Source organism: Corynebacterium sp. CTNIH16 (assembly GCF_032821655.1).
GTDB classification, from domain to species: domain Bacteria; phylum Actinomycetota; class Actinomycetes; order Mycobacteriales; family Mycobacteriaceae; genus Corynebacterium; species Corynebacterium marquesiae.
The window spans coordinates 21,706-43,787 of sequence record NZ_JAVBIG010000010.1 but is presented as its reverse complement, the minus strand read 5'-3'; the positions used below and the strand labels follow the sequence as shown (position 1 = coordinate 43,787).

Genomic DNA, 22,082 nt, shown 5'->3' with positions numbered 1-22,082 from the left:
TACCCCTTTGCTATTTAGTATTTTTCCGTAACGAAAGACCTTTTTATGACCATCGAGCAACTGCGAGCATGGCTGCGTGACTGGGTCGCCCAGGCCACCGGTGTTTCCGCCGAAGAGATCCTAGATTCCAAGCCTTTGGAAAATTATGGCCTCTCCTCGCGGGATGCTGTAGTGTTATCCGGCGAGCTGGAAAACCTTCTGGGAACCCGCCTCGATGCCACCGTGGCATATGAGTATCCCACCATCGAGCTGCTGGCGGACCGCCTGCTGAACGCACCGGCGGTGCCCCAGCCGGAAGAGCGCGCCCCGCGGATCGCGCAGGGATCCGACATTGCGGTCATTGGTCTTTCCGGCCGCTTCCCGGGCGCCAACAATGCCCAAGAGTTCTGGTCTATGTTGGCGGAATCGCGCGCAGGCACCGGCCCGTTGCCAGTGGGTCGGTGGTCCGAATACTCCGCAGATCCGGTAATGAGCGAGAAGATCGCTCAGCAAAATACCGATGGCGGTTACCTTGAAGACATCGCCTCCTTTGATGCGGAATTCTTTGGTCTATCCCCGCTTGAGGCTGCCAACATGGATCCCCAGCAGCGCATCCTGTTGGAGCTGGTGTGGGAAGCGCTAGAAAACGCTGGTGTTCCCGCCAATGAACTGCGGGGAACGCAGACCGGTGTGTACATGGGCTCGACCAATAATGACTACGGCATGCTCATCGGTGCCGATTCCGCCGAGATGCACCCGTATGCGCTGACCGGAATTTCCTCGGCTGTGGTTGCCAACCGCATTTCTTACGCCCTGGATTTCCGCGGCCCCTCCATCAACGTGGATACGGCCTGCTCTTCTTCCCTCGTAGCGGTGAACCAGGCGATGAAGGATTTGCGCACGGGGAGCGCGGACGTGGCGCTGGCCGGTGGCGTGAATATCTTGGCCGCCCCGCATGCGTCCACGGCGTTCTCGGAGTTGGGCGTTACCTCTCCGACGAGTGCCATTCACGCCTTTTCCGACGACGCCGATGGTATCGTGCGTGCCGACGCCGCCGGCGTCCTCGTGCTCAAGCGCCTGGAGGATGCGGAAGCCGACGGTGACGATATCCTGGCCGTCATCAAGGGCTCTGCCGTCAACTCCGATGGCCACTCCAATGGCCTGACCGCCCCGAATCCGGAGGCACAGGAGGACGTGCTGCGCCGCGCCTATGCTGATGCGGGCGTAAATCCGCAGGACGTGGACTATATTGAGGCCCACGGCACCGGCACCATTCTGGGCGATCCGATCGAGGCCTCCGCCCTGGGCCGCGTGCTCGGTGCGGGCCGCGGGGTCGAAACTCCTATTTTGCTCGGCTCTGCCAAGACCAATATCGGCCACTCTGAATCCGCCGCGGGCGTGGTCGGCCTTATCAAGGTGATCCAGGCCATGCGCAATGACGTAATTCCGGCCAATATCAATTACTCGGCGCCGAATCGTTATATCGATTTCGAGGCCGAGCACCTCGAGGTAGTCGAGGATCCGCGCGAGTGGCCCGAGTACTCCGGGCGCAAGGTTGCGGGTGTGTCTGGCTTTGGTTTCGGCGGCACCAATGCGCACGTCGTACTCACCGATTACCGCGGTGCCCCGGCCGAACGCGCGCCGCAGCTTTCCACCGAAACGGTCGCGTTGCCGGTATCCGGCCTTTTGCCTTCGCGCCGGGCACGCGCTGCGGCCCTGTTGGCAGACTTCATTGAGGCGGAAAAGCCCGCGCTTGTCGACGTCGCCCGAACTGTCGCCCGCCGCAACCACTCCCGTTCCCGCGCCGTCGTGATGGCTAGCTCCACCGAGGAAGCGGTCAAGCGCCTGCGCCAGGTGGCTGAGGGCAAGGTTTCCGTTGGCATCGCCGCTGCGGATTCCCCGCAGGTCCCAGGCCCGGTATTTGTTTACTCCGGGTTCGGATCCCAGCACCGCAAGATGGCGAAGGACATGATTGCGCTCTCGCCGCAGTTCAAAGCTCGCTTGGAAGAGCTCGATGCCATCGTGGACTTTGAGTCCGGCTGGTCCATCCTGGATATCGTCAACGATGATGCCCAAACCTATGACACCGAGACCGCCCAGGTGGCCATTACCGCCATTCAGATTGCATTGACGGACTTGCTTGCTTCCTTTGGCGTGCGTCCAGCCGGCGTGATGGGCATGTCCATGGGCGAGATTGCCGCGGCCTATGCCGCAGGCGGCATCTCCGCAGAGGACGCCATGGTTATTGCCTGCCACCGCGCACGGTTGATGGGTGAGGGTGAGGCGTCGCTAAGCGATGCCGAGCAAGGAGCCATGGCCGTCGTAGAGCTCTCGGCCGAGGATATTGCCGCGCTCGACGGCAATATCGAACCCGCCGTGTATACCGGACCCGGTATGACCACCGTGGGCGGCCCACGCCAAGAGGTGCTGGACCTGGTGGAAAAGCTTGACGGCGAGGGCAAGTTCGCCCGTGCGCTCAATGTGAAGGCCGCCGGGCATACCTCGGCCGTGGACCCCATCCTGGGCGAGCTGCATGCAGCCATCGCCGGCATGGAAGCCAAGCCGCTACACACCCCGCTGTTTTCCTCCGTGGATAAGGGCGAGGTTTATCGCCCTGGTACCACCGTGCACGATGAGGACTATTGGCTGCGCATGACCCGCCACTCGGTCTACCTGCAGGATGCCACCGAGGCGGCCTTCAACGCCGGCCACACCCAGCTGGTGGAAATCTCGCCGAACCCGGTGGCGCTGATGGGCCTCATGTCCACCGCCTTCGCCGTGGGCAAGGCCGATGCGCAGCTGCTGTATGCGTTGAAGCGCAAGGTGGATCCCACCGAGTCCTTGCTGGATCTGCTCAGCAAGCTCTATGTCGCTGGCATGCCGGTGGACTTCGGTGCGGTATTTGGCTCTGGTGCGCGCGTAGAGGCGCCCTATACCCAGTTCAACCGCCAGCGCTTCTGGACCAACGCGCGTCCGTCGGCCGGTGTATCCGGCCTGCCGGGCGCACGCGTCAATCTGCCAGAGGGCAAGGTTGCCTTCTCTACCAATGCGGACCAGGCGCCATCTGCGCTGGCCATCGTGGAGGCGGCGGCCGAGGCCGTCAAGCCTGGGGCGCGCATCATCGCTACCGAGGAACACGCCGACCTGCCACCGCGCGGTGAGGTCACCACGCTGGTAAGCCAGTCCATCGGTGGTATGTCCGTAGCCGTCTACGCCGTCCGAGGCGCACAGACGGAGCTCCTAGCGGAAGGCTTTGCCTCCGCCTTGGACTTGGGCGCGGCGCCTATCCCGGGCGTGGCCGATGTGCCTGAAAGCGAGCCTGCAGCAACCGCAGAAGTTGATGCCGTACGCTGGGATCCCGCCGAGGAAACCGTGGAAGACCGCCTCGCACTCATCGTGTCGGAATCCATGGGCTACGACGTCTCTGACCTGCCGCGCGAGTTGCCGCTCATTGACTTGGGCCTGGATTCCCTAATGGGCATGCGCATTAAGAACCGCGTGGAAAATGACTTCCAAATTCCGCCGCTGCAGGTGCAGGCGCTACGCGACGCCTCTTTGGCCGACGTTATTTCCATGGTGGAAGAGGCCGTAGCCGGCGGCAGCGTGGATACCAACGAGACTGCTACTGCGGATACGCCTGCACCAGAAGAAGACGAACCCGGCCAGGGCGTCGGCGTCGCCCCGCGTGACGCCTCGGAGCGCATGGTCTTTGGCACCTGGGCCACCTTTACCGGTAAGGCAGCTGCGGGCGTTACCTCGGTGCTGCCAGAGGTAAGCGATGAGGTAGCGACCCAAATCGCCGAGCGCCTCACCGAGCGTGCCGGCATCGAGGTCACCGCCCAGCAGGTGCATGAGGCCGAGGCGCTAGAGACTTTGGCCGACCTCGTCCGCGAAGGACTGGAGACCGAGGTAGAAGGCAATATCCGCGTCCTGCGCGAGGCTGATGGTCCGGCCGTATTCATGTTCCACCCAGCCGGCGGCACCACTGTGGTCTACCAGCCACTAACCCGCCGCCTGCCCGAGGACGTGGCAGTCTACGGCGTAGAGCGCATCGAGGGCTCGCTGGAGGAGCGCGCCGAAGCTTATATCGAGGACATCCTGCACTACGCTCGCGGCCGCAAGGTCGTGCTCGGCGGGTGGTCCTTCGGTGGCGCGCTGGCCTACGAGGTGGCCTACCAGCTACATCAGCGAACCCAGCGCGGCCAAACCTCGGTGGATGTGGCGTTCATCGCGCTGCTAGATACCACCCAGCCGTCGAACCCAGCGCCGGATACCCCGGAAGAAACCCGTGCCCGGTGGGAGCGCTACGCGGCCTTTGCCAAGAAAACCTACGGACTGGACTTCGAGCCGCCGTACGAGATGCTGGAGACCATGGGCGAAGATGCGCTTATGACCATGCTGGCGGAGTTCCTCGCTACTACCGACGCCTCCGAGCACGGCCTTGCCGCCGGCGTTCTGGAGCACCAGCGCGCTTCCTTCGTGGATAACCAGATTCTGGCCAAAATCGACTTCCACCGCTGGGCCGATGTCACCGTGCCGGTCCTGCTGTTCCGCTCCGAGCGCATGCACGACGGTGCGGTTGAGCTGGAGCCGCGCTACGCTGAGATTGACCCCGACGGCGGTTGGGGAGTTATCGTTAAGGATCTAGAAATTGTGCAGCTGCAAGGCGATCACCTTGCAGTGCCAGACGAGCCGGCCATCGGCATCGTGGGCAAGCATATGGACGAATGGATCGAGGAGAAGATACGTGGCGGCCAAGCAGACAACCGCTGAGAAACTCGCTGACCTGCGCGAGCGTCTGGACAAGGCGCAGGATCCAGGCAGTGAGCGCTCCCGCAAGCGCCGCGACGAGGCTGGGCGCACCACGCCTCGTCAACGCATCAATGAATTGCTAGATGAGGGTTCCTTCGTCGAAACCGGCTCCTTGGGTAAGACCCCAGGTGACCCTGACGCCATCTATTCCGATGGCGTGGTCACCGGCTATGGCCGCATCTCCGGTCGTCCCGTGTGTATCTACGCTCACGATAAAACCGTCTACGGTGGCTCTGTCGGTGTGACCTTTGGCAAGAAGGTCACCGAGGTCATGGACATGGCCATCAAGATCGGCTGCCCGGTCATCGGTATCCAGGATTCCGGCGGCGCCCGCATCCAAGATGCGGTGACCTCGCTGGCCATGTACTCCGAGATCGCCCGCCGCCAGTTGCCGCTGTCCGGCCGCAGCCCGCAGATTTCCATCATGATGGGTAAGTCGGCCGGTGGCGCCGTCTATGCTCCCGTGACCACGGACTTTGTCATTGCCGTGGACGAGGAAGCGGAAATGTATGTCACCGGACCGAACGTCATCCGCGAGGTTACCGGCGAGGACATTACCTCCGCCGAGCTCGGTGGCGCTCGCCAGCAGGAGCTCAACGGTAACGTCTCGGCGGTCGTCCCTTCTGAGGATGACGCCTTTGATATGGTCCGCGATCTCCTCGACCACCTGCCGCTGACCTGCTTTGATGAGTCACCGGAGTTTGCTGCGCCTGCCGACGCCGAAGTGGCCGAAGACGAAGAGCTCAATGCCTTCATGCCGGATGACACTAATGCTGGCTACGACATGATGGACTTGTTGACCCAGTTGGGCGATGACGAGGATCTCATTGAGATTCAAGAGAACTTCGCCCCCAATATGATCACCGCCTTTGGCCGCATCGATGGCAAGACCGTTGGCTTTGTGGCCAATAACCCCATGCACCTTGCGGGCTGCATTGATGCCGATGCCGCCGATAAGGGCGCGCGTTTTATCCGCATCTGCGATGCCTATAATATTCCGCTGGTCTTCGTAGTGGATACCCCGGGCTACCTGCCGGGCGTGGAGCAAGAAAAGGTGGGACTTATCCACCGCGGCGCCAAGTTTGCCTTCGCCGTGGTGGAAGCCACCGTGCCGAAGGTCTCGCTCATCGTGCGCAAAGCCTACGGCGGTGCCTATGCCGTGATGGGCTCGAAGAACCTGACCGGTGATATTAACCTGGCGTGGCCGACCGCGCAGATCGCCGTGATGGGCGCGGCCGCTGCCGTGGTGATGATCGCCGGTAAGCAGCTCGATGCCGCCGAGACCCCGGAACAGCGCGAAATGACCAAGAAGATGTTCATGGACTTCTATGATGAGACCATGACCGCTCCTTATGTCGCGGCCGAGCGTGGCTATCTAGACGCTATGATTCAGCCGAATCAGTCCCGCTTGGCGCTCCGTCAGGCACTGCGCCAACTGGCCACCAAGCAGGAAAGCGATCTGCCGAAGAAGCACACTATTGCCCCGATGTAACGCCATGTGCTTGGATAGCATATAAAGAGCTAATCCTAGTGAAGGAGTTATCTATGATTCTGTCTAGTGCTATGGACATCGTCAGTGAACTTATCGGTTTCATCGTTGATATTCTCAACCAGGCAGGCGTACCGGTAAGCTCCAAGTAAGTGGAATAAAAAAGAAGGAGGGTTAAACCCTCCTTCTTTTTATTTGCGGGCGAAAAGCCGCCAGCCAAAGAAAAATAGTGCGGACATCACCGTCGCTACGATAAGGAAGCTCCAGTGCGGCAGGCGGCCGTTGACGAGCATCCATAGGGCCATGCCGCCCACGACGGTGCTCAGCCAGACGATGCCGCCTTCCTTCCACTTGCCCTGCACCTTGGCAGCCAAGATGATGACCCAGCCGATGAGCGCGCCTACGGCCCAGGGCCAAAAGGCATCTACCCAGGTGGAAAAACTTAGCCCGCCGTGGGCGAGGCGAGCGGCCACGGCGAAGAGCATCAGGGCGATGATATCGATAACGGGGGCGATTCTCATGCGTTTTCCTTTCGGTTCAAGGCGGCGTAGGTAATGCCCTTGCGGGCATAGTGCCAGAAGTAGATTACCCAGCCAATGATGGTGATCAAGGCAAAGGAGATAAGGCGATAGATGATGGCCGCGCCGGTAGCGTCCACCGCGGTCATGCCCGTGGCCACCAGGGTGGCGATAATGGCGGCTTCCACCGTACCGAGGCCGGCCGGCGTGACCTGCGCAGAGCCGGCAAGCTTAGCGGTGAGATAGGCCAGCGCCACGCCAGCCATCGTCGTGGTGTCCTCGCCCGCGTGCAGGGCGGGCAGGTGGCCGGTAACGGCCCACACGCAGCCCCAAAGCGAAACCATATCGATCAGCCGGTTGGCCAAGGAATAAAAGGATACCCAGGCGAATTGGCGGCGGGTAAGGTGAACTTCCTCCAGATTCTTGACCTGATCCACGAGCGCTTCGCGCTTGGAGCCCTTAATGAGCTTTTGGCGGTTGAGCCAGCGGATGATGGTATCCGGATGATCGGTCAGCCAGAACAGGCCGCCAGAAAGCGCCAGCATGAGCACCAAGGTGCCGATGAGGGACCACAATGCCATGTCGGCATTGAGGAAGAGGACGCCGCCCAAGCCGATGAGCACGAGCCACATCGTGGAAATTGCAGAGGACAGCACGAAGAACCAACCACACAGCATGACGGACGCGCCCCACGTGCGTTGCACGTAGAAGGTGAGAATGGCGGAAAAGGCTGGACCGGCCGGAAGAGTGGTGGACCAGGCATTGGAGGCTAGCGTCAGTGCTGCGGTTTCTGAGGCCGGTACCTTGACGCCACCGGCGCGAATGAGCAGACGCATGACCTCGCCCATGGCGAGTACCGCCACGATGGCGGCGATGATCACTAGTGCTATCGCGGCCGGGTTGGAATCGGACAGCCGCGAGAAGCCTTCGCGCAAGAAGCCCAGCTCATCGCGGAAGACATACACCAAGACAAGCAGGACGATGAGCGAGGTGATGAGGCGCAGCCAATTCTTCACTTACTTACCCCCTTCGAGGCGTTGTTTGAGTTCAGTGAAGGGAACGGTTTTGCTGCGGTGGGTGGTACCGCCGGTCAAGGTGGTGGTGGCGTGGCGCAGCCAGCTGGGGGCCCACCAGTTATCCTCGCGCAGCAAGTGCATGACGGCCGGGACGAGGAGCATGCGGACAATGGTGGCGTCGATAAGCAGGGCAAAAATCATGCCGTAGGCAATGTATTTCATCATCACGATATCGGAGAAGCCGAATGCGCCGGAGACCACGATCATGATAAGCGCCGCTGCGGTGATGATGCCGCCGGTATGCGCGGTGCCGGCCGCAATGGACTCGTCGGTGGAAGTGCCGCGCCGGCGGGCCTCCACCATACGGGAGACCAAAAAGACCTCGTAATCGGTGGACAGGCCGTAGACAATGGCGATGATGAGCACCAAGATCGGGCTCATGAGCGGGCCGGGCGTGAAGTTGAGGATGTCCGAGCCCAAGCCGGCAACAAACATCAACGTCAGGATGCCCAGCGTTGCGCCCAAGGTCAGCAGTGTCATCACAATGGCCTTGAGCGGCAGTACGAAGGAGCCGAAGACTAGGGACATGAGCAGGAATGTAGCCAGCACCACGTAGAGCGCCATCCACGGCAGCGTCTGGAAGAGCGCATCGAGGGATTCCACCTCCATGGCGGGAGTACCGCCCACGTAGAGGTTTACGCCTTCAGGGGCCTTGACCTTTTCCAGCTCGTGCACGATCTTCGCGTAGTCATCGCGATCTTCAATGCCGGCGGAAAGGACGGTAGTGCCGTCCTTGGTGGCGGTCGTCGGCGCCATGGGCTCGGTGAGGCCGTCGAGGCCGCGGACCTGCATGACGACGTCGACAAGCTGCTGGTTCGAGGCATTTTCCACCACGAGCTTGACCGGCTCCGTGCGGAAAGCTGGGAACTCTTCGTTGAATTTATCCTGGGCCACGCGGGTGTCCTGGTCGGGCGGCAGGTAGGACTCGTTGATGCCGCCAAAGGTAATGCTCATCACGGGCAAGGTGAGTGCGATGAGCAGGCCGCATACGGCGATGGTCAGTCCGCGGGCATGGCGCATGGCCCAGCGCGGAAGCTTATACCACCAGGTGTCTTGAATAGTGCGAGCCGTCCGCGAGGTACGGCGCACGGACCAGGTATCGATCTTGGGGCCGAGCATGCCAAAAATGGACGGCAGCACGGTGACCGAAAGGAGCGCGGCCAAGCCGACCGCAGAAATGGAGCCATAGGCCACGGATTTCAGGAAGGCCTGGGGGAAGAGGAAGAGGCCGGAAAGCGCAACGGCGACCATGGCCGCGGAGAAAACCACAGTTTGACCGGCTGTCGCGGTGGTGGTGGCCACGGCCTCCTCGGTGGAGCGGCCCTTATCCAGCTCCTCGCGGAAGCGCGAAACCATAAAGAGGCCATAATCGATGGCGAGGCCGAGCCCCAGCAGCGTGACGACGGCCTGGGCAAAGACATTGACCTGCGAGAAGCCGGCCAGAATGGACAGGATGCCCAAAGAACCCAAGATGGAGAGCCCGCCGACCACCAGCGGCATGCAGGCCGCAACGACGGAACCAAAAACCATCAGGAGGAGGATTCCTACCAGTGGAAGGGCGGCCTTTTCCGCGCGGGAAATATCGTGGGACATTCCCTCATCTAGGGCATCAGCAACCGCAGTGGCGCCCGCAATCTCCACTGGTGCGGTGGTATCCGTGAGCGCGCCCTCGATGGCGCGGAAATCCTTCAGCGTCTGCTCGTCATCGCCTTTCAGGCCGATGGAGGCGAAGGCTAGTGAATGATCAGCATTCACCAGGTTCGGGTTCTTCGTGTCGAAGTAGCTGGTCACCGAGTCAATCTGGTCCGGGTACTCCGATTTTAGCTGCGCCAAGTGCTGCTTGGCGGCGTCGAAGTTCTCATCGGGGGAATGGAAGAGCAAGATGACATCGCCGGAGTTATCGCGGCCGAATACTTCCTGCTCAATCTGGGCCGCGCTTGTCGACGCCGCATTGGGATCCTCCCAGCCCTCCTGGCTCATGCGGTCATCGAGCTGCAAACCAAAGCCGATGAAGAGCGCAAGGATTGCGGCGACGATGATGGCGGGGATGAGCCGGCGGTGCGCATAGGAAAAACGTCCCCATTTTTCAAACATTGGGGCAGCCTCCTAGCGGTTATTAAGCAGCGCAGCCAGGGGACGGAATGGCTGCAGCCATGCACCACCCTCGGGCAGGTTATCCAGGTTCACGCGCGGTAGCGGCTCGCGGAATACACCCTCGATATCTTCCAAGTCCACAAAATCGATATCCGCGTGGCCTACGGCCCACGCGGCATGCTCGTGGAATCCGAGGACCGTCACTGGAAGGCCTTCCGCGATGAGCTCTTCCAAAGGTTCCTGGAAATTCTGGCCATCGGCGGAGGCAACAATCACGCCGGCTAGATCCTCGCGGAGGCTTTCGATGTGGTCGAGCATGTCCGGATCTACGTCATCGTCTTCGTGGATCTTGGGCTTGGCAAAAACGCCGAAGCCCACGTTGCGGATGGCTTCTACCCATGGGCGGATGACATCGGCGCCGCCTGGGGTGACATTAGTAAAGACATCGGCACGCGGTTCCGCATCAACATCTTGGGCAAGGTGGACCAGCCAGCGACCGATGGCATCGAAGCGCGGGCGGTGTGCGGCGGTGGGGCGGCCGCCGAGCAGGGAGCCTAGGCCCATGTCCATATTGGGCGCATCCCAGACAAGTAGGTAGGTGCTCATTTATTTCTTCTCCCAGAGGTACTCCGTGATGACGTGTTCTTTATCTAGGCCCTTGCCCTCAAACTTGGTGATGACCTGACGGTCCACCAACTGCGGGCACTCTGGCCACGGCCAGCCCTTGTAATCCAGGCTCGGCTCTACGTCCACAAGCTCATCGATCCACTCGGCGTATCCGGCGTGGTCGGTAGCAACGTGCAGCACGCCGCCCTTTTTTAGGCGGGAAGCAAAAAGGTTGAGTGTGCCCGACTGGATGATGCGGCGTTTGTGGTGGCGGGCCTTTGGCCAGGGATCCGGGAAGAAGACGCGGATGCCATCAAGGGATTCCGGCGCAAACATGCGCACCATGACCTCGATGCCATCGCCGCGAATCATGCGGATATTGTCGATTCCCTCGCGCTCGATCTGGCCCAATAGCTTGGCCAAGCCCGGCTTGTAGAGCTCGACGGCGATGATATTGGTATCGGCCTCCTTCGGCGCCATGGCGGCGGTAGAGGTACCGGTACCGGATCCGATTTCCACGATGGTCTTGGCGCCGCTGCGGCCAAACCAGGCCTCGAGGTCAATGACCTCGTCTTCCAGCGTGCGACCTAGCTCTGGCCAGCGCTTTTCAAAAAGCTCATGCTGATTGTCGGTCAACGTGCCGCGGCGGAAGGTGACGTTGCCTAGACGTGGGTAATCAAGATCGTTGTCGAATACGGCATTGAAGTCGGTCTGTGGTGGGCGCCCTGGAGGCATTTCTCCAGCGCGGGTGTTTTGAGAGTTATCTGTGTTATTCATTGCGGCCTATTTTTCCCTGCTTAGCCTTGCCAAGCAATACGCCGTGCCGTGGGTCACGTGTGGAGAGGTCAATCCTGGTATAACCAGTGGGCCCGGTTGGGGGTGGAAGATGATTGTTTAGGTTGCCGCTGAGGAGGGGAATAGACCCCCAGACAGGGGGATGGAAAAAGGCGATTTTTAACACAGTATCTGTGGTTGCGCTCGGTGAAGTTCTGGTAAACGCGATGGATATAACCGGTGTGACAAAATCTGCGCAAATTATTCGGACAAGCACGTTAATCTTGAGGTGGAAAGCACAGTTGGGATTTATTTCCCCAATTTTCACCCCCACCCTCAGGAGAATTACTAATGACCACCACTATCCCAGGGCTCGTCGGAGAGCTGCCGACTAAAAACGAAAAGCTTATCGGCTGGATCAGCGAGAATGTTGAGCTTTTCCAGCCGGACCAGGTGGTCTTTGTAGACGGTTCCCAGGACGAGGCTGACCGTTTGGCCGCAGAGCTGGTGGAAAAGGGCACGCTTATCAAGCTGAATGAAGAAAAGCGCCCTAATTCCTACCTGGCTCGCTCCAATCCTTCCGACGTTGCCCGTGTGGAATCCCGCACCTTCATCTGTACAGAGAATGAAGATGGCGCTGGCCCGACCAATAACTGGGCCCCGCCAGCTGCGATGAAGGAAGAAATGACGGAGGCATTCCGTGGCTCCATGAAGGGCCGCACCATGTACGTGGTTCCTTTCTGCATGGGCCCTATTAGCGATCCGGAACCAAAGCTGGGCGTGCAGCTGACTGACTCCGCCTATGTGGTGCTCTCCATGCGCATCATGACCCGCATGGGTGCGGAAGCCTTGGACAAGATTGGTACCGACGGCGATTTCGTCCACGCCCTGCACTCCGTGGGCGCCCCGCTAGAGCCAGGCCAGGAAGATGTGGCGTGGCCATGCAATGACACCAAGTACATCACCCAGTTCCCGGAGACCAAGGAAATCTGGTCCTACGGTTCCGGCTACGGCGGCAACGCCATCCTGGCGAAGAAGTGCTACGCGCTGCGCATCGCTTCTGTCATGGCTAAGGAAGAAGGCTGGATGGCTGAGCACATGCTCATCCTGAAGCTCACCAACCCAGAGGGTAAGAAGTATCACGTTGCGGCCGCCTTCCCTTCGGCATGCGGCAAGACCAACCTGGCCATGATTACCCCGACCATTCCGGGTTGGAAGGCTGAGGTCGTCGGTGACGATATTGCCTGGCTGCACCTGCGCGAGGACGGCCTTTATGCCGTAAACCCGGAAAATGGTTTCTTCGGCGTGGCCCCTGGCACCAACTACGACTCCAACCCGATTGCCATGCAGACCATGGAGCCGGGCAACACCATCTTCACCAACGTTGCGCTTACCGACGACGGCGATGTCTGGTGGGAGGAAATGTCCAAGGAGGCACCAGAGCACCTCATCGACTGGACCGGTCAGGATTGGACTCCGTCTTCCTCCACTAAGGCTGCGCACCCGAACTCTCGTTACTGCGTCCCGATTTCCCAGTGCCCGAGCGCCGCTCCGGAGTACGACGATTGGCAGGGAGTGAAGATCGACGCCATCCTCTTCGGCGGCCGCCGCAAGACCACCGTTCCGCTGGTAACCCAGGCCTTTGACTGGAACCACGGCACCATGATCGGTGCCCTGCTGGCCTCTGGCCAAACCGCTGCAGCAGAGGGCAGCGTCGGCACCCTGCGCCACGATCCGATGGCTATGCTTCCGTTCATGGGCTACAACGCCGGTGACTACCTGCAGCACTGGATCGATATGGGTGAAAAGGGCGGCGACCGCATGCCGTCTATCTTCCTGGTTAACTGGTTCCGCCGTGGCGACGACGGCCGCTTCCTGTGGCCGGGCTTCGGCGAGAACTCCCGCGTGCTCAAGTGGATCATTGACCGCATTGAGGGCAATGTTGAGGCCGAGGAAACCGTCGTGGGCCACACCGCCCGCGCCGAGGATATCGACCTCGAGGGAATCGACTTCGATATCGAGGACGTTCGTGCCGCTCTTGCCGTCAACCCAGAGGACTGGGAAGGCGATATGCAGGATAACGCCAGCTACCTCAACTTCCTAGGCTCCCGCGTGCCATCGGAGGTGTGGGACCAGTTCCACGCACTAAAGGAGCGCGTAGAGAACGCCTCTTAAAAACTAGGCTCAGCTAGCCCCCAGTGACGTCGGCGTTGCTGGGGGCTACTTCTGTAACACCAATGTCAAGTTAGAAACCGCAAACTCCCGCACCCCTGGCACGCGGGTTAGCCACCATGCCCAGCTGGGATGGTAGCGGGGGAAGGTGAGCTGGAGCGCGCCGGTGCGCTGTGCCCAGTGGAGGCCGGCGGAACAGGGGACGTCGAAAAGCGAGGTGCCAAAGACATTCTTGGGCGGATGGCCGTGGCGCCGGGTATAGCGGTCGCGGGCAAAGTCACCGCCAATGTAGTGCTCCCACAGGCCGGTCTCGTGGCCGCCAAAGGGGCCCAGCCACACCGTGTAACTCAGGATGGTCAGTCCGCCGGGGCGGGTCACACGCAGCATCTCCTCGCCCATATCCCAGGGATTGGGGATGTGCTCGGCCACGTTGGAGGAATAGACCACGTCAAAGGAATTATCGGCAAAGGGCAGGTTGGTGCCATCACCGCGCACGGAATTGCTCAGGTGGATGCCGGCCGCAGACATCTCGCCGGCATCCGGCTCCAATCCCACATAGCGGGCGCCGCGCCGAGAAAAGGCGTCCGCAAAATAGCCCGGGCCGCCGCCGACATCGAGCACCCGTGCTCCGAAAAGTTGCACGCCCAAGTCGCGGCCGAGGTTATCAACCAGCGCAGCCGTATCCTCCGCGAGCCCGCCGTAGAAAATCTCCGGGCGCGTCTGCTCAAAGCGGAAGGAACGCAGCAGCTGAATGGAGCGGCGGAGCGTGGCCATCTCACGGGTATGTCTCATAACCCACTAGGCTAATACCTCACGATGAAGATTCTTTTACTATGCTGGCGCGATTCCACCCACCCACAAGGCGGTGGTTCGGAGCGCTACTTGGAACGCGTGGGCGAGTACTTAGCATCCCAAGGCCACGAGGTGGTCTTTCGCACCTCCAAGCACATGAATGCCGCCCACCGCGAGGTGCGCGACGGCGTGCGCTATAGCCGCGGTGGCGCCAAATTTGGCGTATATCCGCGTGCCTGGGCGGCGATGCTGGCCGGCCGCCTGGGGGTGGGAGACCTGCGCGGGGTGGATGCGGTAATCGATACCCAAAACGGCATCCCCTTCTTCGCTCGCCTGGTGTCCGGGGCGCCGACGGTGCTGCTTACTCACCATTGCCACCGCGAACAGTGGCCGGTGGCGGGCCCTCTCCTCGGCCGGCTCGGTTGGTTCCTCGAGTCCCGAGTGGCCCCGCGCGTCTACCGCGGCGCACCTTATGTGACCGTGTCTGAGGCCTCTCGTGAGGATTTAGAGGCGCTGGGCATTAAGGGCGCGCACATCATCGCCAATGGCCTGGACCCCGTTCCGGACCACGTTCCTTCCCTGGAACGAGAGGCCGAGGTGCACCTAGTCACGCTCTCGCGCCTAGTGCCGCATAAACAGATCGAGCATGCCATGGATACAGTGGCGCAGACCCCGGGCGCGGTCCTGGACGTCATCGGCTCCGGCTGGTGGGAGGCTAACCTGCGCGCCTATGCCGAGGAGCATGGAGTAAGCGATCGCGTGCGCTTCCGCGGCCAGGTGACCGAGGACTATAAGCACGCTTTGCTGGCCCGTGCCGATGCCTTGCTGATGCCCTCGCGTAAAGAGGGGTGGGGTTTGGCAGTAATGGAGGCGGCCCAACATGGAGTTCCCGCCGTAGGTTATACTTTTGGCCTGCGTGACAGCGTTATCAACGGCAAGACCGGCATCCTGGTAGAGCGGGAAGAGGACTTCGTGGCGGCCACCAAGCAGCTGCTTGCCGACGCCCCACTGCGCCGCACCCTTGGCTCCAACGCGCGGGATTTTGCCGCTAGCTTCTCGTGGGAGAAGACCGGCGAGCAATTCGCGGAATTGCTGCAAGGGCTAGTAGCGGACACGCCATCCACAGGGCGGTAAGCGCCCATGGAACCTGCGGCCGCGGCGCGTTCGTTTCCGCGGCTATCGCACCGCCCACCACGACCACACCGACGCCGAGCTCGGTCAGCCGGTTCATATCGTGCTCTTTCCACGCACGCAGCGCCGCCCGGTACTGCGGCGAGGCTTGGTCCACCACGGTCCCGTCTACGCTTAATTCCCCCGATTCCACCATGGCCACCGCCTTGGAGTAGGGGTCGACGGCCACGCCGCCGGGAACTTCCACGAGGTTGGCGCGTTCTGGGAAGAAGGCCACGCGGCCGTCAATCGCGCGCACCAACTGCTCGTCTATCCCCGTATCCCGCGGCGCGAGCACCGCGAGGCGTCCCGGAACGGGCAGCAGCTGTACGATCGCAGCCACGGTTGCCAGTGCTGCCGGCAGATTCGGCAGCGCCCCCAGCGAGGCCACATAGAGCGGCAACGCCAGCATGGTCAGTTTTCCACTATCGCGCAGCAGCGCCGCCCCCGGTACGTGATCGATGAACCACACCAGAGCACTGGGAACCAGCCAGAAGAATATCGCCCCGCCGAGACCAATCGCTGCGAGGATGCTCAACTGCGCGGGAACCCGCCACGCCCCGAGTACGGCGATGACCGCCACGATGACGCCGCACACGGCGAACCCGATGGCCGCCTCCGCATTCCAGATACCGCCGAGCCGCAGCAGCGCGCCCGCAGTGCCGACGTAGTCTTCTGCCCGCGGGCCAAACGCGGCCACCGCCGCTGCGGTATCGCCGGGCGCGGCGGGATGGAACATGCCCGGAATGGCCCACGGCAAACACAAGACCACGCCGCCGAGAGCTACCCGCTTGCGGCAGGTCACCGCCGCGGTCACCAGGGCAAAGAGACCACCCGTAGGGGTAAGCGAAGCTCCCCACATAGCCAGCCACGCCACCCAGCTGTGCCTTTTCCCTGCCCACGCGATGACCGGCAGCAGCCACGCAGCCACCGCAAGCGACCACTGGCCCTGCAGGAGACGCTCGATGACGAAGGGATTGGCCACCGCTACCGCCATCGCGCTCACCGCGGCGACTGTAGAGCGTGCCCAGCGCGCCGCGGTGAGCGCGGAGGACGCGGCGGCGGCAAAAATGAGCACCCGCGCCGCCCACGCGCCGCCCACGAGAGCAAGGAAACCATCTTGCGGTGCATTGCGGGCGGGCAGACTGCCGCCCCCAAAGGCAGAAGGGGAAAGCGCCGGATGGTCAAGCAACGCCATATCGCGCCACAAGAACTCGCCGGGCAGGGCGAAGGGCCAGCACACCGCGGCCACGAGGGCGGCGCCCCAGGCGAGGAGTAAAAGACGCCTAGCCTTCACGGTGTCGGCGCATGTACATATAGGCGGCACAGAGCAATAGACCAACGCCGATGGCCTTGCCGGCCCAGCCGACCACCATCAAGGCGCGAATGGTGCGAATGACCGGGCGCACCTCATCAAGGCGCTCCGCGCGGGTCTCATCGGACCAGCGCAAATCCGCGGCAAAGATGGAACGGTCCTCCGTATCATCATTCGCCACCATGGTGCCGGCCTGCTTTTCGTCCGCCGCGAAGAAGATCTTGATGTTCTCGCGCAGGTCCACCATGGTGCCGGTGGTAGGTTCGACGGAGATATCGCGGCCGATGGTGTAGAAGGGCTCCACCGTGATCCGGTCAGTGGCATCCAGGCCGAGGAGTTCGCGCGACTCGGCGTCGTAGAACCGCTTCGCTGGTCCGGAGATACGAAAATCTTCGGCCGCTAGCTGCCTATCGCCGGTGCCGGTATCGACCTCGGCGGTAATGCTTTTGTGCATATCAGCCAAGGAAATGGGTTGGATATCGTGGTGGAAAGAATAGGTGGGGATACCGTCGAGCTTTTCCGTCGTGGTGAAGTCCACCGCCGTGGAGGATTGCGTCGCTAGGTCGAAAAACGGATAGGAGCGCTGCTCGGTACCGGAGGGAAAGAAGTAGTTGATCCCATCGCGCTCGAAGTCGGTGCGGGCCATGCCGGTATCCAAAGCCGGTAGGACAAATTTCCAATTATCTTTCGGCGCGGCAACAGGGTAGGTGGACTCGCGATTCAACACGGAATGCTCCGTGATTTGGGCAAGGGGAGTATCCCCGGCGAGCAGGCGAGAGAGCGAATCGGAGTTAGCGAGCGCATCATCTTCTGCCACCTCGGAGGTGGTGGTATTGCGCTCGATAGTAAGCAGGTCGTGGTGCAGGTAGCACCACATGGGCGCCTGCTTTTCCTGGCACTGCGGGTCCTTGCTATCGCCGGAGGCTTTGACCCCGGCGATGAACTCGGGCGCTTCCATCCACACGCCGGCTGACGGCGCGGTGACGGTGTTGATGTTTTGGTCGAAGGCCAGCGGCCGGGTCTGATTGTTATACAGCGGCGGCATCACGGTACCCAGTACCAAGAAAATGACGGCGGCAATGACAACCCACGCCAGTGGCGAGCGTGGCCAAAGGTAGCGTTTCATTGCAGTAATATGTCCAATCAGTTTCAGGTCGATCCGGGGTTAGGAGCAAGCGTGCAGCCGCAGGCATCTGTGAAAAGCGTACCCCAGCATCTGCCGGAGCTAGACGGTCTACGCGCGGTCGCCTCCCTTGGAATCATTGTCACCCACGTGTCTTTTCAGACCGGAACTGGGTGGGGGTTTGCTGGGCGCTTCGATTTTTTCGTGGCCGTTTTCTTTGCACTCAGCGCCTTCTTGCTGTGGCGCCGCCGTGGTTTGCACACCTTATCCGGCTACGCGCGCTCGCGCGTGGCGCGCCTTTTGCCGGCCTATTATGCCTGCGTGGTGGCGGTGATGCTCCTGCTTCCCGACGCCCACTCGCTCTCCCTCACCCAGCTGCTGAGCAACCTCACCGCCACCCAGATTTATGTGGTGGACGGGCTAGCGCCGGGGCTTACCCACCTGTGGTCGCTATGCGTGGAGTTCTTCTTCTACCTTGCTTTGCCTTTGCTGGCGTGGCTCCTTGGGGCGCTGCCGCGGCGCTGGCGGGTAGCGGCCATTGCGCTGGGCGGAATGCTCAGCTGGGTGTGGGGATTTGTGCCCTTTGTGGCCCATTACGCCAAGGATCAGGTCAATTCCCAGATTTGGCCGCCGGCATATGCTTCGTGGTTTGCCGTGGGAATGCTGGCCGCGGAGTGCGAAGAGATCGGTGTTAGCCCGCGCGTGCAGCGCGTGTTGCGGGCGCGCTGGGCGTGGTGGCTCGTGGCGGCGGTGGTGCTGTGGGTTGCTAGCCGCGAGTGGTTCGGGCCGCAGGGATTGGTGCATCCAGAACCAGACGAATTTTCCCGCCGAATCATTGCGGGAGCGGCCTTTGCCGCAGTCGTGGTGATACCGGTAGCGCTTGCCCCACGGGATAAGTCCTGGCTGACCAGCCCGCTTATGCAGGCATTGGGCGCGTGGTCTTATTCCATTTTCTTGTGGCATGTGGCCATCTTGGGGCTAGCTTTTCCCCTTACCGGAGTGCCGCTGTTTAGCGGGAAACCCCTGGACTTTTGGGTCATTCTAGCCGTGACGGTGGTGGGCACCGTGGTGGTTTCGGCCGCCAGCTATACGCTCATCGAGCGTCCCGGCCGGGATCTTCTCCTTGGTCGGCGGCGAAAAGACAGGCCACGCCCGCGGCACACAAGCAGCTAAGCAAGAGCGATTCGCCCGCATAGGATCCCGATGTCCACGGCGCGCGGGCGAGGATAGCCCCGGCCGCCGCCACGACACCGGACGCGAGGTAGGCGCGCGGGATTGTGGTCCAGCGCAGCACTAACCAAGCGGAAACGGCCGCGACCGCGGCCGGCCAGCCAGTCAGGGCCAGCGCGCCGAGTGCGACCACGGCCGAGGCAACGCCGCCGCGCGGCGCGCGCCAAGTGGGCCGGGACGGGCGGCGTGCGGCTGCCAGGATGCACAGGCCGAGGGCAAGTAACCCCAGCGCACCGCCGAAGAGGAGGGCGGCGCGGTAAACCGGTTGGGCGTTAAAGGTCATGCGGAAGTCACCGGAGCGGCCGGCTGGAATGACAAAAGCTTGGGTGGCTGCATCGATCTCGCGCGGGGTGAGCTCTTCCTCGCCTAGGTAGCCGCGCAGGCCCCTATTGAAGGCGCGACCGGTGACCAAGAGGCGATCTTTGTCTGCTGCCTTAATCGAGTACCCGGTGGGCTCAGAAGAGCCTGCTGGTTGCCAGCCCTCCTCGCGCAGGCTCACCCACGGCCCCGTGGTGCGTACGCGGTGCGTGCCAGGGCTAAGGGTGAGGGATTCGCCGGGGGAGTAGCGGTGGGCGTCGATAAGCACGGGCTTGGTGGAATTCACCGTCACGCTCATCGGGCGCGGTGCCGTGAAATCGCGGATGAGCACGCCGGTATCCTGCAGCATTTGCTGGAAAAAGAATTGGTGCACGTCAGGGGAGGTATCCGGGACGGTCACCACCCGCTCGACCGGTTGGCCTTCTACCTCTAACTCCGCGATGCCGGTGCGGTGGGATAGCTCTACGCGGATGGCCTCGGTATCGCCGCCGGGAACGCGGACTTCCTGCGAGCGGAAGGGCTGCAAGTCCACGTCTACGGCCGCGCTGCCGGAGCGCACGGTAACCGTGGTGGCGCTGGTGGCCATGAGCTTGAGGCGCGGTTGGGTGAAAGAACCGCGCAGTTCAATCCACCCGGCATCATCGCCCGGCGCGGGCCACCAGGCGGTGGAGTTCTCCCCGTCCACGGCGGCCGTGGCGGACTTTTTTGGCTGGGCCCCGCCAAAGGCCGTGGCATCGGCAGCCGAGGAGGAGACCGCCACGGAACCGCCGTGGGTTTCCACCTGGGTAAGGGGCCCAGCGGAGGGATAATCGCGCAGGCGGTTATTCACGTGGCTGGGATCGTCCGCGGCCAGGGGCGCGGAGATAGGGCCATCGAGGGTGCCGTAGTTGCGGTCCGTGAGCGTTGGGGTATCGGTGACGATATCGGCGTCGCGATCGACGAGCTGGCGGGTGGTGGGGGTGGAGTGGGCATCGAGAAGCGCCAAGGCTTCGCCACCGCCGGCCACGCGCACTGGATTTGTAGGTCCTAAGGACATGCCGGCGTGGTTGAGCAGGATGACATCGACTTCGCCGAAGCGATGGACTTCGCCGCCAAACTTGCTGGCCAGGGCGTCGTCCTCGCCGGTGAAGAGATCGTGGCGCACCATGACCGCGCCGATGCCCAAGCGCTGCAGGGAGCGCACGCCGGTGGCTGGGTCCTCCTTGAGTGCGGCCATCACACCATCGAGCCCGCGGATAGCCTCTGGGGGCACGAGTGGAATGGCATCGCGTACGGCCCAAGGGACATCGAGCAACGGCTGGGCCGGCTCATCCCGCGTCCACCCCCAGGTCTGCCGGGCAAAGGACGCCTCCGGGTAGATGAGGGTGCGGGTATCGGTGGCGTGGGTATTGATAAAGTCCGTGGCCTCGTGCCAATAGGAAGGCACCTCTTTATAAGCCCCCAGTGGCAGCAAGCGCTGCGACCATGCCGGGGAGATGACCGCGATGCACAGCAGTAGCGTGAGCGCGCCTACTGTCTGCTTTTTGGTAGGCCGCAAGCTTTGCGGTAGTGGCAGATGCGTACAGGCGCGCGCGAGGCCCAATAGCAGCGGGATACGTACCAGCGGATCGAATTTATGCAGGTTGCGCAACGCGGCCAGCGGGCCATCGAGAGCATTGAGGTACCACCCCGCCTGGCAGCCCAGCACCGCGATGCCCACCACCAGCATGACGGACCACACGCGCGGCAGCTTGCTAAGACCGTAGATACCCACGGCCGCGATACCCATGGTGACCAGCACAAAGAAGGACTCGGTGGCTAGCTCATAGCCGGCCACGCGCTCGGTATCGACAAACGGCGTCCAACTCGTGGTGCCTCGCAGAATCTCTGGCAGGTTGAGCCAGCGCGTGGTCACGCGGGCGGATTCGATGAATTCCGTAAATGGCGGGGCATAACGCCCAAGCACGATAAGGGGACCGATCCACCACGCCGATACCGCCAGGCAGCCCAGGAGCCAGGCCGCGCCGGGTCTGAAGGCGCGGCGGTAGAGCAGGATTACTGCGGCCGGAATACACGCCGCGATGGTCGCGGTGGCATTGACCGCACCCATCAGTGCTACGGGGATGGTGGCCGCGGCGGCATCGCGCCAGGTGAGCTTGGCGTTGAGGAAGGGCAGGATAACCCAGGGGGCCAGCATGACCGGCCAGGTCTCAGAAGAAATGGCGGTCAGAGTAGAAAGAGTGCGCGGCGAGAGCGCGTAGAGCATCGCCGCTACCCAGACCCACCTTCCGCGCAGGCCTACCTTGCAGGCGAGCTTATGGAAGCCGATGAAGCCGACGCTTAAGACCAGCAGCCACCATAGGCGCTGGGCCACCCAATCGGGCAGGGGCTGGGTTAAAACGAAGAAAGGTCCCTGGGGAAAGAGATAGCCATAGGCCTGATTTTGCAGCTGTCCCAGGGTAAAGGTGTCCGTATAGGCGCTGAGCGCCCCGCGGAGAAAATGCAGCGGTTCGGCCGCCAGATCATGTTTGGTATCGGCGGCCGTCAATCCCCATGGCTGCACGAGCAGGATGAGCGCTAGTGAAAGGATCCCCAGCGGGTAGGGGCGGGCAAGCCGCCCGCGGAGGGTACGCAC

At 62.2% G+C, this 22,082-nt stretch carries 14 protein-coding genes; 5 read left to right on the top strand and 9 right to left on the bottom strand.

Annotation, left to right across the window (positions count from 1 at the left end; translation table 11 throughout):
- Nucleotides 1-45 precede the first annotated feature (45 nt).
- The gene (locus RAE04_RS09175; RefSeq protein ID WP_317027171.1) at nucleotides 46-4,752 is read left to right on the top strand and encodes an alpha/beta fold hydrolase; all 4,707 of its coding nucleotides are present in this window, start codon (nucleotides 46-48) and stop codon (nucleotides 4,750-4,752) included.
- On the top strand, nucleotides 4,727-6,283 hold the full coding sequence (locus tag RAE04_RS09170; RefSeq protein ID WP_198492176.1) for an acyl-CoA carboxylase subunit beta: 1,557 nt from the start codon (nucleotides 4,727-4,729) through the stop codon (nucleotides 6,281-6,283). The genes RAE04_RS09175 and RAE04_RS09170 overlap by 26 nt, the downstream gene beginning before the upstream one ends.
- Nucleotides 6,284-6,471: 188 nt before the next feature.
- Here the strand turns inward: RAE04_RS09170 and RAE04_RS09165 are convergent, their stop codons facing one another.
- The 5 genes from RAE04_RS09165 to trmB are packed head-to-tail and all read right to left on the bottom strand — an operon-like array spanning nucleotide 6,472 to nucleotide 11,351.
- Nucleotides 6,472-6,801, bottom strand: a complete 330-nt coding sequence (locus tag RAE04_RS09165; protein WP_316971407.1) for a DUF3054 domain-containing protein — start codon at nucleotides 6,799-6,801, stop codon at nucleotides 6,472-6,474.
- Nucleotides 6,798-7,814 carry a YbhN family protein gene (locus RAE04_RS09160; RefSeq protein ID WP_317027170.1) on the bottom strand — a complete coding sequence of 339 codons (1,017 nt, stop codon included), beginning with the start codon at nucleotides 7,812-7,814 and terminating at the stop codon, nucleotides 6,798-6,800. Before RAE04_RS09160 ends, RAE04_RS09165 begins: the two co-directional genes overlap by 4 nt.
- Complete coding sequence (locus RAE04_RS09155) at nucleotides 7,815-9,968, bottom strand: MMPL family transporter (RefSeq protein WP_317027169.1); 2,154 nt, start codon at nucleotides 9,966-9,968, stop codon at nucleotides 7,815-7,817.
- 12 nt (nucleotides 9,969-9,980) lie between these two features.
- Nucleotides 9,981-10,574 (bottom strand): NYN domain-containing protein, encoded by a 594-nt coding sequence (locus RAE04_RS09150; protein WP_284836960.1) that lies wholly within the window; start codon nucleotides 10,572-10,574, stop codon nucleotides 9,981-9,983.
- Nucleotides 10,575-11,351, bottom strand: coding sequence for a tRNA (guanosine(46)-N7)-methyltransferase TrmB (gene trmB, locus RAE04_RS09145; protein WP_317027168.1), 777 nt, complete (start codon nucleotides 11,349-11,351; stop codon nucleotides 10,575-10,577).
- 348 nt (nucleotides 11,352-11,699) lie between these two features.
- Between trmB and RAE04_RS09140 the strand changes: the two genes are divergently transcribed.
- Nucleotides 11,700-13,523 carry a phosphoenolpyruvate carboxykinase (GTP) gene (locus RAE04_RS09140; protein WP_317027167.1) on the top strand — a complete coding sequence of 608 codons (1,824 nt, stop codon included), beginning with the start codon at nucleotides 11,700-11,702 and terminating at the stop codon, nucleotides 13,521-13,523.
- Nucleotides 13,524-13,568: 45 nt separating this feature from the next.
- Here the strand turns inward: RAE04_RS09140 and RAE04_RS09135 are convergent, their stop codons facing one another.
- Complete coding sequence (locus tag RAE04_RS09135) at nucleotides 13,569-14,312, bottom strand: class I SAM-dependent methyltransferase (RefSeq protein WP_317027166.1); 744 nt, start codon at nucleotides 14,310-14,312, stop codon at nucleotides 13,569-13,571.
- Between the two features lie 24 nt (nucleotides 14,313-14,336).
- On the opposite strand from RAE04_RS09135, the gene RAE04_RS09130 reads away from it, so the two are divergent.
- Entirely contained in the window at nucleotides 14,337-15,446 is a 1,110-nt protein-coding gene (locus RAE04_RS09130) for a glycosyltransferase family 4 protein (protein ID WP_317027165.1), read from the top strand.
- On the opposite strand, the gene RAE04_RS09125 is transcribed toward RAE04_RS09130, so the two are convergent.
- Nucleotides 15,361-16,779, bottom strand: coding sequence for a hypothetical protein (locus RAE04_RS09125; protein WP_317027164.1), 1,419 nt, complete (start codon nucleotides 16,777-16,779; stop codon nucleotides 15,361-15,363). The two genes, RAE04_RS09130 and RAE04_RS09125, sit on opposite strands and share 86 nt — an antisense overlap.
- Nucleotides 16,769-17,923, bottom strand: coding sequence for a DUF3068 domain-containing protein (locus tag RAE04_RS09120; protein WP_317027163.1), 1,155 nt, complete (start codon nucleotides 17,921-17,923; stop codon nucleotides 16,769-16,771). Before RAE04_RS09120 ends, RAE04_RS09125 begins: the two co-directional genes overlap by 11 nt.
- Nucleotides 17,924-17,932: 9 nt before the next feature.
- Between RAE04_RS09120 and RAE04_RS09115 the strand changes: the two genes are divergently transcribed.
- On the top strand, nucleotides 17,933-19,093 hold the full coding sequence (locus RAE04_RS09115) for an acyltransferase (protein ID WP_317027162.1): 1,161 nt from the start codon (nucleotides 17,933-17,935) through the stop codon (nucleotides 19,091-19,093).
- Here RAE04_RS09115 and RAE04_RS09110 read toward each other — a convergent pair.
- Nucleotides 19,014-22,082, bottom strand: a complete 3,069-nt coding sequence (locus RAE04_RS09110; RefSeq protein ID WP_317027161.1) for an alpha-(1->3)-arabinofuranosyltransferase family protein — start codon at nucleotides 22,080-22,082, stop codon at nucleotides 19,014-19,016. The genes RAE04_RS09115 and RAE04_RS09110 overlap by 80 nt on opposite strands.